The organism is Mycobacterium intermedium, from assembly GCF_002086275.1.
Classification (GTDB): domain Bacteria; phylum Actinomycetota; class Actinomycetes; order Mycobacteriales; family Mycobacteriaceae; genus Mycobacterium; species Mycobacterium intermedium.
This window is the reverse complement of record NZ_MVHT01000029.1, coordinates 23,323-36,943: the sequence shown is the minus strand read 5'-3', so window position 1 is coordinate 36,943 and position 13,621 is coordinate 23,323. Positions and strand designations below refer to the sequence as shown.

The window sequence follows — 13,621 nt, the reverse complement described above, 5'->3', positions numbered from 1 at the left end:
ATGGCGCTTGCCGCAGGGTTTTCACCCGGATGGCATGGCGCTAGTGTCGTAACTAGCTCGATTTTGCATCCCAGCAACGAAGGTGCGTATGCCCATGGCTGGTCTCGACGATCTCTACGCCCAGATACCGACGACGGAAATCGCAGCAAAACTCGGTGCTGACGAGAGCGAAGTCGACCACGCGGTGCACACCCTGGTCCCGGTGCTGCTCAGCGGGTTGGAGCAAAGCTCGCAAGACCCCGAACACGCGGGCAAGATCGAATCCGCCGCTAGTAGTCAAGCGGCGCGCGGTCTGCTCGACGCCGGTGGTGGCCTCGATCAGGTCGACGAGAGCGAGGGTCATCAAGCGGTGGCCACGCTGTTCGGCGGCAAGGACACCGACCAGGTCGCATCGGCGCTGTCCGGGGGCGGCGCCGGCAACAGCGATCTGCTCAAGCAGTTGCTGCCTATCGTGCTTCCGATCGTGTTGGCCTACATCGGGAAGCGGCTCGGTGGCGAGCCGGAGACCAAGCCGGAACCGAAGGGGCCGGGCGGCCTCGGCGACGTCCTGGGCAGCATTCTCGGCAGCAAAGACAAATCCCTGGGCGGCATCCTCGGCAGCGTATTGGGCAATAAGGGGGGACCGCTGGGGGACATCCTCGGCGGCCTGCTGGGCGGCAGGAAATAGCCAGCGCGACAACACAATTGCGTTGATCGCAAGTCTGTGTTGCCAGGCGGCTATCCGTAGGCCCGATGCCGTATCGGGTTGAGAAGAGAGAGGAATGTCATGGCAGACAGGCTGTTGGAGGGCCAAAAACTGGTGCGGGGGGAGTCGCTGGTCTCAAGCAACGGGGCCTACACGCTAACCCTGCAAGACGACGGCAACCTGGTACTGGCCTCGCGCGGTAAGCCGATCTGGGCCACCGGGACCAATGGGCAGGATGTGGTGCGCGCCGAAGTGCAGCCCGATGGCAACTTCGTCCTCTACACGCCGGACAAGCCGGTTTGGCACAGCGACACCAAGGGCAAGAAGAACGTCGCGCTGATCCTGCAGGACGACCGCAACCTGGTGCTCTACTCCGCCAGCGGACCCGCGTGGTCGACGAAGACGGAAACCGATGCCCCGCCGCCGCCCGAAGAGCCGCTCGCCGACAAGTCGGCGTCGGAACCAGCGGCGGCGGATGCAGGTGTAGACAGTTGGGCAGCGTCGAAGCAGCAAGCCTCCGAAGCCGCCGAGGCGGCACCGGTTGCCGAGCAGGTATCGGAGGCCCCTGCCGAACCCGTGCAACCCGAAGCGCGGACGTACACGGTGGTTTCCGGCGACACCCTGTGGGCGATCTCGGAGCGCTTCTACGGCGACGGCAGCAAGTATCAGGTGATCGCCGACGCCAGCGGCGTCCCGAACCCCGACCTGATCTACCCGGGCCAAGTGCTCACGATTCCCTGAGCATGCCCCGAGCCTCCCGGAGCTAAGCCTTTGACCAGGTATTTTCGGGCGATTACGTGGGTGGGGGCAGCGGTTCCTAGAATTGACCGGTGACCGCCAGCCCCCACTCTGCCTCCGACAAGCTGCCCAAGTCGTGGGATCCGGAAGCGCAGGAGGCCGCGATCTATCAGAAGTGGCTGGATGCCGGCTACTTCCGCGCGGACCCAACCAGTAGCAAACCCGCATATTCGATCGTGCTTCCGCCGCCCAATGTCACGGGCAGCCTGCACATGGGCCACGCGTTGGAACACACCATGATGGACGCCCTGACCCGCCGCAAGCGGATGCAGGGGTACGAGGTGCTGTGGCAGCCGGGGACCGACCATGCCGGCATCGCCACCCAGACCGTGGTGGAAAAGCAGCTCGCGGTCGACGGGAAGACCAAAGAGGACTTCGGCCGCGAATTGTTCGTGGAGAAGGTCTGGGACTGGAAGCGTGAGTCCGGGGGTGCGATCGGCGGCCAGATGCGCCGGCTCGGCGACGGCGTGGACTGGAGCCGCGACCGGTTCACCATGGACGAGGGTCTGTCGCGGGCCGTTCGCACGATCTTCAAGCGACTGTTCGATGCCGGGCTGATTTATCAGGCCGAACGTCTGGTCAACTGGTCGCCGGTGCTGGAGACGGCGATCTCCGACCTCGAGGTCAATTATCAGGACGTCGAGGGCGAGTTGGTGTCGTTCCGGTACGGCTCGATGGACGACTCCGAGCCCCACATCGTCGTCGCCACCACCCGGGTCGAGACCATGCTCGGCGACACCGCGATCGCGGTCCACCCGTCCGACGAGCGCTACCGCCACCTCGTCGGCACCAGCCTGCCGCACCCGTTCGTGGACAGGTCACTGATCATCGTCGCCGACGAACACGTGGATCCGGAATTCGGCACGGGCGCAGTCAAAGTCACGCCCGCACACGACCCGAACGACTTCGAGATCGGGATGCGCCACCGGCTGCCGATGCCGTCGATCATGGACACCAAGGGCCGGATCGCCGACACCGGAACGCAATTCGACGGCATGGATCGCTTCGAGGCCAGGGTCAAGGTGCGTGAGGCGCTGGCGGCGGAAGGCAGAATCGTCGCCGAAAAGCGGCCTTACCTGCACAGTGTCGGGCACTCCGAACGCAGCGGCGAGCCGATCGAGCCTCGACTGTCGCTGCAGTGGTGGGTGCGGGTGGAGTCGCTGGCCAAGGCCGCGGGCGACGCGGTGCGCAACGGCAACACCGTGATTCATCCCGCCAGCCTGGAACCACGCTGGTTCGCCTGGGTGGACGACATGCACGACTGGTGCATCTCACGACAGTTGTGGTGGGGCCACCGGATCCCGATCTGGTACGGACCCAACGGTGAAAAGGTGTGTTTCGGCCCCGACGAAACCCCGCCCGAGGGCTGGGAGCAGGACCCCGACGTCCTCGACACCTGGTTCTCCTCGGCCCTATGGCCGTTCTCCACGCTCGGCTGGCCGGAAAAGACCCTGGAGCTGGAAAAGTTCTATCCGACAAGCGTTTTGGTCACCGGCTACGACATCCTGTTCTTCTGGGTGGCGCGGATGATGATGTTCGGCACCTTCGTCGGTGGCGACGACGCCATCACGCTCGACGGCCGCAGGGGCCCGCAGGTGCCGTTCACCGACGTGTTCCTGCACGGCCTGGTCCGCGACGAGTTCGGCCGCAAGATGAGCAAGTCCAAGGGCAACGTCATTGATCCGCTGGACTGGATCGACAAGTTCGGCGCCGACGCGCTGCGATTCACGCTGGCCCGCGGCGCCAGCCCCGGCAGCGACCTGGCCGTCGGCGAGGACGCCGTGCGAGCATCGCGCAACTTTGGCACCAAGCTGTTCAACGCCACTCGTTACGCGCTGCTCAACGGTGCGGCGCTGGCCCCGCTGCCCCCGGCGGACCGACTGACCGACGCCGACCGATGGATCCTCGGCCGGCTGGAAGAGGTTCGCGCCGAAGTCGATTCGGCCTTCGATTCCTACGAGTTCGGCCGCGCCTGCGAAGCGCTCTACCACTTCGCCTGGGACGAATTCTGCGACTGGTACGTCGAACTGGCCAAGACCCAGCTCGCCGAGGGACTGACGCACACCACCGCCGTGCTGGCGGCCGGACTGGACACCCTCCTGCGGCTGCTGCATCCGGTGATTCCGTTTATCACCGAGGCGCTGTGGCAGGCCTTGACGCAAGGGGAGACCGGACACGAGTCGCTGGTCATCGCCGACTGGCCGACGTCCTCCGGGATCACGCTGGATCCCGTTGCTGCACAACGCATCGAAGACATGCAGAAGCTGGTCACCGAGGTCCGCCGATTCCGCAGCGACCAGGGTCTGGCGGACCGGCAGAAGGTGCCCGCACGCCTGCGGGGCATCGAGGACGCCGACCTGGGTGCTCAGGTGTCCGCCGTGACGGCGCTGGCGTGGCTCACCGCGCCGGGACCGGAATTCCAGCCGTCGGTGTCGCTGGAGGTGCGGCTCAGCCGCGGCACCGTCGTCGTCGAGTTGGACACCTCCGGAACCATCGATGTCGAGGCCGAACGCCGTCGTTTGGAAAAGGACTTGGCCGCGGCGCAAAAGGAATTGGCATCGACGACCGCCAAGCTCGGTAACGCGGACTTCCTCGCCAAGGCTCCCGAGGCCGTCGTCGCAAAGATCCGCGACCGCCAGCGCGTGGCGCAGGAGGAAACCGAACGGATCAGCGCCAGGCTGGCTGCGCTGCAATGAGTTCCGATTCCCAGGACTGGCCGGCCACCACGGTGGCTCCGACGCCGGACGAGATCGCGTCCCTGTTGCAGGTGGAACACCTGCTGGACCAGCGCTGGCCCGAGACCAAGATCGAACCGAGCCTGACCCGCATCAGCGCGCTGCTGGACCTGCTCGGGTCACCGCAACTGGGCTACCCCTCGATCCACATCGCTGGCACCAACGGCAAGACGTCGGTGGCGCGCATGGTGGACGCACTGGTCACCGCGCTGCACCAACGCACCGGCCGGACCACCAGCCCGCACCTGCAGTCGGCCGTGGAACGCATCTCGATCGACGGCAAGCCCGTGAGCCCAGCGCAATACGTCGCGGCGTACCGGGACATCGAGCCTTTCGTGCAACTGGTCGACCAGCAATCGCAGGCCGCCGGCGGGCCGGCGATGAGCAAGTTCGAGGTGCTCACTGCGATGGCATTCGCGGCGTTCGCCGATGCTCCCGTCGACGTCGCCGTGGTCGAGGTGGGTCTCGGCGGGCGGTGGGACGCCACCAACGTGATCAATGCCCCGGTGACGGTCATCACCCCGATCAGCGTCGATCACGTCGAATACCTCGGTAGCGAAATCGAGGGGATCGCCCGCGAGAAGGCGGGCATCATCCACCAGGCGCCGGACGGTTCACCGGACACCGTCGTTGTCATCGCCCGTCAGACGCCGGCCGCCATGGAGGCACTGCTGGCCGCGGCGGTGCACGCGGACGCCGCGGTCGCACGCGAGGATTCGGAGTTCGCCGTGTTGAGCCGACAGGTCGCCATCGGCGGGCAGATGCTGGAACTACAGGGCCTCGGCGGCGTGTACTCCGACATCTATCTGCCCCTGCACGGCGAGCACCAGGCACACAACGCGGCGTTAGCGCTGGCCGCCGTGGAGGCGTTCTTCGGGGCCGGCGCCCAGCGTCAACTCGACGTCGATGCGGTGCGCGCCGGTTTTGCCGCCACCACCAGCCCCGGGCGGTTGGAGCGCATGCGCAGCGCGCCGACGGTGTTCATTGACGCCGCGCACAACCCGGCCGGGGCGGCCGCCCTGGCGCAGACCCTGGCCGACGAGTTCGACTTCCGGATGCTGGTCGGGGTGGTCAGCGTGCTGGCCGACAAGGACGTGGACGGCATCCTGGCCGCGCTGGAGCCGGTGTTCGACTCCGTCGTCGTCACCCACAACGGGTCGCCACGGGCATTGGACGTCGAAACCCTGGCACTGGCCGCCCAGGAGCGATTCGGGCCCGATCGGGTGATCACCGCTGCGAATCTGCGTGACGCCATCGATGCCGCCACCGCGCTGGTCGACGAGGCCACCGTCGAAGAGGCGGGCGCGTCGTCGGGAACCGGGATCGTCATCACCGGTTCGGTGGTCACCGCCGGCGCCGCGCGGACCCTGTTCGGTCGTGATCCCGAATGACCGAGCAGGAAGCGCACGGTCCGTCTGATCCGTCTGATCCGTCTGGTCCTGCCGATCCCTGGAAGGGCTTCCGCGGTGTGCTGGCCGCCACGCTGCTGCTGGAAGCAATCGTCGTGCTGCTGGCGATTCCGGTGGTGGGTGCGGTCGGCGGAGGGCTCACCGCGACGTCGCTGAGCTACTTGATCGGCCTGGCGGTGTTGTTGGTCGTGCTTGCCGGGCTGCAACGCAGGCCCTGGGCCATCTGGGTCGACCTTGCCGTGCAGCTGGTCGTCATCGCCGGCGTTCTGGTCTATCCGGGGGTCGGGTTCATCGGCGTGCTCTTCGCCGGGGTTTGGGCGCTGATCGCCTATTTCCGCGCCGAAGTCCTCCGACGTCAGCAGCCCTGAGCTCGTTTCGGTCGGCCTGAGTTTGGGTTTGCGTCGACGGTGGCCCGCGGGGACCTCTACTCTTGTCCACCGTGACCGAACGGACTCTCGTATTGATCAAGCCGGATGGCGTTGAGCGCAAGTTGATCGGCGAAGTGCTCAGCCGCATCGAACGCAAAGGGCTCACCATTGCGGCCCTGGAGCTCAGGACCGTCAGTGAAGAGCTGGCCAGGAAGCACTACGCCGAACACGACGGCAAGCCATTCTTCGGATCGTTGCTGGAGTTCATCACGTCGGGACCGGTGGTGGCGGCCGTCGTGGTCGGGCCCCGGGCGATCACGGCGTTTCGGCAGCTCGCCGGGGGCACCGACCCGGTGGAGAAGGCCACGCCGGGCACCATCCGGGGTGACTTCGGCTTGGAAACGCAGTTCAACCTGGTGCACGGGTCCGATTCGCCCGAATCCGCCCAACGCGAGATCGAGCTCTGGTTCCCCGGCATCTAACGCCGAGCAGACGCAAACTTGTACCGAACGGGCGGTTTTGATGGGAGTTTGCGTCTGCTCGCGCAGGGAAAGGTGTCTGCTCGCGCAGGGAACAGGTGACTGCTCGCGCAGGGAAAAGGTGACCCGCCGGCAGGGTCCGGTTCCAGGTGCGAGTGAGCTCCATCAGTGATATGGGATACTGACTGCGGGTGAACGTCGCCGGACCGGCGTCAGACACCCGAATGAAGACTTCGACAAGCGCGACCATCGGGCATCCCACGGTGCGGCGCGGCATGTCAGGCCGTCATTCAGCACGGCGCCGAGTGGGTTCGTCTTGAGCCGCTCGGAGCGAGACCATTACAAGTTCGGGAGAAAGTGACCCGGACCCATAGCGAAGCCCTCGCGTGGCCGCGTCGACCGAGACGCGCCCGGGGGCTTGAGGAGAATACGTGGTAGACGGTGGCCCACCTTCAGATGCAGGAACCAACCCGACACAGCACGAGGACTTGCCCGACCGCCTAAGGGTCCATTCACTGGCGCGGACGCTGGGAACCAGCAGCAGGCGGGTTCTTGATGCGCTGGCCGAGCTAGATGGGCGGATTCGCAGCGCCCATTCCAGCGTGGACCGGGACGATGCGGTGCGGGTCCGCGATCTGATCGCCGAGCAGGGGCCGACGGCGGCCGACACCGCCGATGACGCCCCGGAAGAAGGCGAGCAGGAGTCCCCGGGCGAGCCCGAATCCCGGCTGCTGCTGGAGAACCCGCCCGCGGCGGAGCCGGCCGTGGACCGGCCGCACTACATGCCGCTGTTCGTGGCGCCGCAACCGATCGATACCCGTCTCGACGACGACGACGCCGCCGATGACGACGCCGACGACGACGACTCCGATTTCGCCGACACCCCCGGCGCCGATGACGGTGATGAGCAGATCGATCGCCCCGCGAATCGGCGCCGCCGGCGCGGCCGTCGCGGTCGCGGCCGCGGGCGCGGCGAACAGGGCGGAAACGAGGGTTCGCCGGACGGGCGCGGCCAAAACGGCGAAGAGGCCGACGGCCTGTCCGACCAGCGTGCCGAGGATGCCGACGACCAAGAGAGCGACGACTCCGACGAGAACGAGAACGGCGACGAAGAGAACGGTTCGACCGAAGCCGGCAGCCGTCGTCGCCGCAGGCGCAGGCGCCGCAAAGCGGGTTCGAGCGATGACAACGACGAGGGTCCGGCCCCCGATGACCCACCGAACACGGTCGTGCACGAGCGCGCGCCGCGGAGCGGAAGTAAGTCCGGCGACGACGCCTCAGGTGGCAACGAAATCAAGGGCATCGACGGTTCCACCCGGCTGGAGGCCAAGCGCCAGCGCCGCCGCGACGGCCGCGACGCGGGGCGGCGTCGCCCGCCCGTCCTGACCGAGGCCGAGTTTTTGGCGCGTCGCGAGGCGGTAGAGCGTGTCATGGTCGTCCGCGACCGCGTCCGCACCGAGCCGCCGCACCCGGGCGCGCGCTACACCCAGATCGCCGTGCTCGAAGACGGCATGCTCGTGGAGCACTTCGTGACGTCGGCGGCCTCTGCCTCCCTGGTGGGCAACATCTACCTGGGCATCGTGCAGAACGTGCTGCCGTCGATGGAGGCCGCCTTCGTCGACATCGGCCGGGGCCGCAACGGCGTGCTCTATGCCGGAGAAGTCAACTGGGAGGCCGCGGGCCTCGGCGGCACCGACCGCAAGATCGAACAAGCTCTCAAACCGGGCGACTATGTCGTGGTCCAGGTCAGCAAGGACCCGGTGGGCCACAAGGGGGCGCGGCTCACCACGCAGGTGTCGCTGGCCGGCCGGTTCCTGGTGTACGTGCCGGGCGCGTCGTCGACCGGCATCAGTCGCAAGCTGCCCGACACCGAGCGTCAGCGGCTCAAGGAGATCCTGCGCGAGGTGGTCCCGCCCGATGCGGGCGTCATCATCCGCACCGCATCCGAAGGCGTCAAAGAGGACGACATCCGCGCCGACGTCACCCGGTTGCAGGAGCGCTGGAACCAGATCGAAGCCAAGGCCGCCGAAACCAAGGAGAAGGCCGCCGGCGCCGCAGTAGCGCTGTACGAAGAACCGGACGTGCTGGTCAAGGTCATCCGCGACTTGTTCAACGAAGATTTCGCCGGGCTCATCGTCTCCGGTGACGAGGCCTGGAACACCATCAACGATTACGTGAGTTCCGTTGCGCCCGACCTTGTTTCAAAGCTCACCAAGTATGAGGTCGACAACGGGCCGGACGTGTTCGCGGTGCACCGCATCGATGAGCAACTGGCCAAGGCGATGGACCGTAAGGTGTGGCTGCCGTCCGGCGGCACCCTGGTGATCGACCGCACCGAAGCGATGACCGTCATCGACGTCAACACCGGCAAGTTCACCGGATCCGGCGGAAACCTTGAGCAGACGGTCACCAAGAACAACCTCGAAGCGGCCGAGGAGATCGTGCGCCAGCTCCGGCTGCGCGACGTCGGCGGCATCGTGGTGATCGACTTCATCGACATGGTGCTCGAGTCCAACCGCGACCTGGTGCTGCGTCGGCTCACCGAAGCGCTGGCCCGGGACCGCACCCGCCATCAGGTTTCCGAGGTGACGTCGCTCGGCCTGGTGCAGCTGACCCGTAAGCGGTTGGGCACCGGGCTCATCGAAGCCTTCTCCACCTCGTGTGTCGCCTGTTCCGGGCGTGGGATCGTGCTGCACGCCGACCCCGTCGATTCGGCGCCGGCGACCGGACGCAAGTCGGAGTCGGGTGGACGGCGGAACAGGCGCTCGAAGAAAGGTCGTTCCGAAGAGTCCAGCGAAAAGAGCATCGTGGCCAAGGTGCCCGCTCATGCACCGGGCGACCACCCGTTGTTCAAGGTCATGGCCGCCGGATCGGCAGCGTCCGGGCGCGGGGACGGTGAATCCGCTGAATCCGAAGCCGGCGAGGAGCTGGCGGTGGCGGTGGACGAGACCGAAGACCGGATTTCTACCGCTGTCGCCGACACCGACGACACCGACTTCGACGAACCCGACGAGACCGAAGACGAAGACTCAGAAGACGATGTCGACGAACTCGACGACACGGACGACGAGGACACCGACGACGAGGATCTCGACGATGACGAGGACCTCGTCGATGACGATGAGCTCGACGTCGCCGACGACGAAGACGCCGACGACGAAGACGATGACGATGACGAAGACGCCGACGATGAGGACGACGAGGATCTCGACGAGGACGACGAGGATCTCGATGACCTCGATGACTCGGCCGAGGATTCCGACGACAACGGCGAGGATTCCGACGACAACGGCGAGGATGCCGAGGACGACGAGGAAGACGGTGGTGACGACGGTGCCGAGGACTCGGACGTCCCCGCCGCCGCATCCTCGCCTGTCGAGGTGGTGTCCGCTGTCGCGCGGCCACGTCGGCGCCGGGCCGCAGGCAGACCGGCCGGTCCACCCATCCACGTGGACTGATCGGGGCCGGTTTGACCCTGTAGAAGCTGGTCACGTACCCTTGGACAGTTGTCGTCAGGCCACCAGCCGACGACAGCGGGCCAGTAGAGGCCCGCGCACCAAGACCCACTACGCGCATCGTCGGTGACTCGCGCGCCGCGCGACACGCAACGACTGAGAACAACGAAGGCAGGAGCAACGATGGCGACCTACGCAATCGTCAAGACGGGCGGTAAGCAGTACAAAGTCGCCGTTGGAGACGTGGTCAAGGTCGAGAAGCTCGAATCCGAGCCCGGCGCCAATGTGTCGCTGCCGGTCGCGCTGGTCGTCGACGGCGCAAAGGTCACCACCGATGCCGATGCGCTGGCCAAGGTCGCCGTCACCGGCGAGGTGCTCGAGCACACCAAGGGCCCCAAGATTCGGATCCACAAGTTCAAGAACAAGACCGGCTACCACAAGCGGCAGGGCCACCGTCAGCAGCTGACGGTCCTCAAGGTCACCGGCATCAAGTAGTAGGGGCGACAGACATGGCACACAAGAAGGGCGCGTCCAGCTCGCGCAACGGTCGTGATTCCGCCGCTCAGCGCCTCGGCGTTAAGCGATTCGGTGGTCAGGTCGTCAAGGCCGGCGAGATCCTGGTCCGTCAGCGTGGCACCAAGTTCCACCCGGGCGTCAACGTCGGTCGCGGCGGTGACGACACGCTGTTCGCCACGGCCGCGGGCGCGGTGCAGTTCGGCGTCAAGGGCGGACGTAAGACCGTGAGCGTCGTCGGGCCCACCACCGACTGAGCGCGGCCCCGGCGCGCTTTGGTGCGCGCGGGGATTGAGAGGAACCTCGATGCCTCGGTTTGTTGATCGGGTCGTCATCCACACGCGAGCGGGTTCTGGCGGCAACGGTTGCGCTTCGGTGCACCGGGAGAAGTTCAAGCCGCTCGGGGGTCCCGACGGTGGCAACGGTGGACGTGGCGGCAGCATCATCTTTGTCGTCGATCCGCAGGTGCACACCCTGCTCGACTTCCATTTCCGGCCGCACATCACCGCGCCGTCGGGCAAGCAGGGGATGGGCAACAATCGCGATGGCGCCGCCGGCGCCGACCTGGAAGTGAAGGTCCCGGACGGCACCGTCGTACTGGACGAGAACGGTCGCCTGCTTGCCGACCTGGTGGGCGCGGGGACCCGGTTCGAAGCCGCCGCCGGCGGCCGCGGCGGGTTGGGAAATGCCGCGCTGGCCTCCCGGGCCCGCAAGGCGCCCGGCTTCGCGCTGCTGGGCGAACCTGGCCAGGAACATGACCTCACCCTGGAACTCAAGACCGTCGCCGACGTGGGCTTGGTCGGCTTTCCCTCGGCGGGAAAGTCCTCGCTGGTCTCGGTGATCTCGGCGGCCAAACCGAAGATCGCCGACTACCCGTTCACCACCCTGGTGCCCAACCTCGGTGTGGTGTCCGCGGGAGAGCGCGCATTCACCGTGGCCGACGTGCCCGGACTGATCCCCGGCGCATCGCAAGGCCGCGGGTTGGGCCTGGACTTCCTGCGGCACATCGAACGCTGCGCCGTGCTGGTGCACGTGGTGGACTGCGCAACCGCCGAACCCGGTCGCGATCCCATCTCCGACATCGACGCGCTGGAGGAAGAACTCGCGGCCTACACGCCGACGCTGCAGGGCGACGCGGTGCTGGGCGACCTGACCGAACGGCCGCGGGCGGTGGTACTCAACAAGATTGACGTTCCCGAGGCGCGCGAGCTCGCCGAGTTCGTCCGCGACGAGATCGCCCAGCGCGGCTGGCCGGTGTATTTGGTGTCGACGGTGACGCACGAAGGCTTGCAGCCGTTGATCTTTGGACTCTGGCAGATGGTATCGGAGTACAACGCGGCGCGGCCGCCCTCGGTCCCGCGGCGCCCGGTGATCCGACCCGTCCCCGTCGACGACAGTGGGTTCACCGTGCGACCCGACGGCTCCGGAGGTTTCATCGTCTCCGGCGCCCGGCCGGAACGCTGGGTCGGCCAGACCAACTTCGACAACGACGAAGCCGTCGGCTATCTCGCGGACCGGCTGGCGCGGCTGGGTGTCGAGGATGAACTGCTGCGCCTCGGGGCGCGGCCCGGCTGCGCGGTGACCATCGGCGACATGACCTTCGATTGGGAGCCGCAAACGCCTGCCGGAGTTCAGGTTCCGCTGACCGGCCGGGGCACCGACGTGCGGCTGGAACGCAACGACCGCCCCAGCGCGGACGAGCGCAAGGCCGCCCGCCGTAGACGGCGCGAGCCAGGCCCGCCAGGGGACGAAAACGGCGGGACCACATGACAAGTCCGCATCGTGAAGCCGTCCGGACCGCGCGCAGTCTGGTTGTCAAGGTCGGGACGACCGCCCTGACCACGCCTACCGGGATGTTCGACGCGAGTCGCCTGGCCGAACTCGCCGACGCGATCGAGGCGCGGATGCAGGCGGGCTCCGACGTCGTCATCGTGTCTTCGGGCGCCATTGCCGCGGGCATCGAACCTCTTGGATTGCCCCGTCGCCCAAAGGATTTGGCCACCAAGCAGGCCGCCGCCAGCGTCGGGCAAGTGGCGCTGGTGAATTCGTGGAGCGCCGCCTTCGCGCGGTACAACCGCACGGTCGGGCAGGTCCTGCTGAGTGCCCACGACATTTCGATGCGGGTGCAGCACACCAACGCCCAGCGCACTCTGGACCGGTTGCGGTCGCTGCACGCGGTGGCGATCGTGAACGAGAACGACACCGTGGCTACCAACGAAATTCGCTTCGGTGACAACGATCGACTCTCGGCGCTGGTGGCGCATCTGATTGGCGCCGACGCCTTGATTCTGCTGTCGGACATCGACGGCCTGTACGAGGCCGATCCGCGCAAAAACCCAGGGGCCCGGTTCATCTCGGAGGTTTCGGGCCCCGGCGACCTGCAGGGTGTGGTAGCCGGGCAAAGCAGCCACCTGGGCACCGGGGGCATGGAGTCGAAGGTGTCGTCGGCGCTGCTGGCCGCCGACGCGGGGGTGCCGGTGCTGCTGGCGCCCGCCGCGGACGCCGCGACCGCGTTGAGCGACGCTTCGGTGGGCACCGTGTTCGCCGCGCGACCGGAACGGATGTCGGCGCGCCGGTTCTGGTTACGGCACGCGGCCGACGCCGCCGGATCGCTCACCCTCGACGCCGGCGCGGTGCGAGCAATACTGGGGCACCGGCGATCATTGCTGGCCGCCGGAATCACCGCCGTGTCGGGGCGGTTCTACGCCGGCGACGTCGTCGAGCTACGCGGAGTCGACGACGTCGTCGTGGCCCGCGGCGTAGTCGCTTATGACGCAAGCGAACTCGTCACCATGATCGGCCGGTCCACGTCGGAGTTGCCCGGCGAACTGCGCCGCCCAGCGGTGCACGCCGACGACCTCGTCGCCGTCACGGCGGCTTAGGCTCCAAGGTTTCCATCAGAATTTCGCAAGCCCCGCCCGCAAACCTTGTTCTTAGTCCCCACCCGGGGAACAAGAGCACAGGAGCACATCATGTGGGCATTGACAACTTCCAACGGCCTCCGCGTCGACAACATCAATGAGCAGGACGGCCAGTCGGCCGTGCAGCTGCTCGGCTACTCCCGGCGCATCGGCCCGTACTCATGGCAGGTGGTCGACAACCAGGGCCGCAGCTTCGTCGCCGAGTTGAGAAGGTCGCGCCTAGCCGCTTGAGCCGTTTCGGCCACCCCCTCCGACGTC

At 67.0% G+C, this 13,621-nt stretch carries 12 protein-coding genes; all 12 read left to right on the top strand.

Going from position 1 to position 13,621, the window contains the following annotated elements; translation table 11 throughout:
- Nucleotides 1–94: 94 nt before the first annotated feature.
- Nucleotides 95–667: a DUF937 domain-containing protein gene (locus tag BST27_RS12560; RefSeq protein ID WP_069417387.1), complete on the top strand. Its 573-nt coding sequence runs from the start codon at nucleotides 95–97 to the stop codon at nucleotides 665–667.
- A 99-nt stretch (nucleotides 668–766) separates the two neighbouring features.
- On the top strand, nucleotides 767–1,426 hold the full coding sequence (locus BST27_RS12555) for a LysM peptidoglycan-binding domain-containing protein (protein ID WP_069417388.1): 660 nt from the start codon (nucleotides 767–769) through the stop codon (nucleotides 1,424–1,426).
- A gap of 89 nt (nucleotides 1,427–1,515) precedes the next feature.
- The gene (locus BST27_RS12550; protein WP_069417389.1) at nucleotides 1,516–4,179 is read left to right on the top strand and encodes a valine--tRNA ligase; all 2,664 of its coding nucleotides are present in this window, start codon (nucleotides 1,516–1,518) and stop codon (nucleotides 4,177–4,179) included.
- Complete coding sequence (gene folC / locus BST27_RS12545) at nucleotides 4,176–5,609, top strand: bifunctional tetrahydrofolate synthase/dihydrofolate synthase (RefSeq protein WP_069417390.1); 1,434 nt, start codon at nucleotides 4,176–4,178, stop codon at nucleotides 5,607–5,609. Before BST27_RS12550 ends, folC begins: the two co-directional genes overlap by 4 nt.
- Nucleotides 5,606–5,995 carry a DUF4233 domain-containing protein gene (locus BST27_RS12540; protein ID WP_069417391.1) on the top strand — a complete coding sequence of 130 codons (390 nt, stop codon included), beginning with the start codon at nucleotides 5,606–5,608 and terminating at the stop codon, nucleotides 5,993–5,995. The genes folC and BST27_RS12540 overlap by 4 nt, the downstream gene beginning before the upstream one ends.
- 71 nt (nucleotides 5,996–6,066) lie before the next feature.
- Nucleotides 6,067–6,477 carry a nucleoside-diphosphate kinase gene (ndk, locus tag BST27_RS12535; protein WP_069417452.1) on the top strand — a complete coding sequence of 137 codons (411 nt, stop codon included), beginning with the start codon at nucleotides 6,067–6,069 and terminating at the stop codon, nucleotides 6,475–6,477.
- 428 nt (nucleotides 6,478–6,905) lie between these two features.
- Nucleotides 6,906–9,932: a ribonuclease E gene (gene rne, locus BST27_RS12530; protein ID WP_069417392.1), complete on the top strand. Its 3,027-nt coding sequence runs from the start codon at nucleotides 6,906–6,908 to the stop codon at nucleotides 9,930–9,932.
- Nucleotides 9,933–10,112: 180 nt separating this feature from the next.
- On the top strand, nucleotides 10,113–10,424 hold the full coding sequence (gene rplU, locus BST27_RS12525) for a 50S ribosomal protein L21 (protein WP_069417393.1): 312 nt from the start codon (nucleotides 10,113–10,115) through the stop codon (nucleotides 10,422–10,424).
- A 14-nt stretch (nucleotides 10,425–10,438) separates the two neighbouring features.
- Nucleotides 10,439–10,699: a 50S ribosomal protein L27 gene (gene rpmA / locus BST27_RS12520; RefSeq protein ID WP_069417394.1), complete on the top strand. Its 261-nt coding sequence runs from the start codon at nucleotides 10,439–10,441 to the stop codon at nucleotides 10,697–10,699.
- A gap of 49 nt (nucleotides 10,700–10,748) precedes the next feature.
- Entirely contained in the window at nucleotides 10,749–12,212 is a 1,464-nt protein-coding gene (gene obgE, locus BST27_RS12515) for a GTPase ObgE (RefSeq protein ID WP_069417395.1), read from the top strand.
- A complete protein-coding gene (proB, locus tag BST27_RS12510; RefSeq protein WP_069417396.1) occupies nucleotides 12,209–13,324 on the top strand; it encodes a glutamate 5-kinase in 1,116 nt (371 codons plus the stop codon). Before obgE ends, proB begins: the two co-directional genes overlap by 4 nt.
- Before the next feature lie 90 nt (nucleotides 13,325–13,414).
- Nucleotides 13,415–13,594, top strand: coding sequence for a hypothetical protein (locus tag BST27_RS12505; RefSeq protein ID WP_139805131.1), 180 nt, complete (start codon nucleotides 13,415–13,417; stop codon nucleotides 13,592–13,594).
- Nucleotides 13,595–13,621 lie beyond the last annotated feature (27 nt).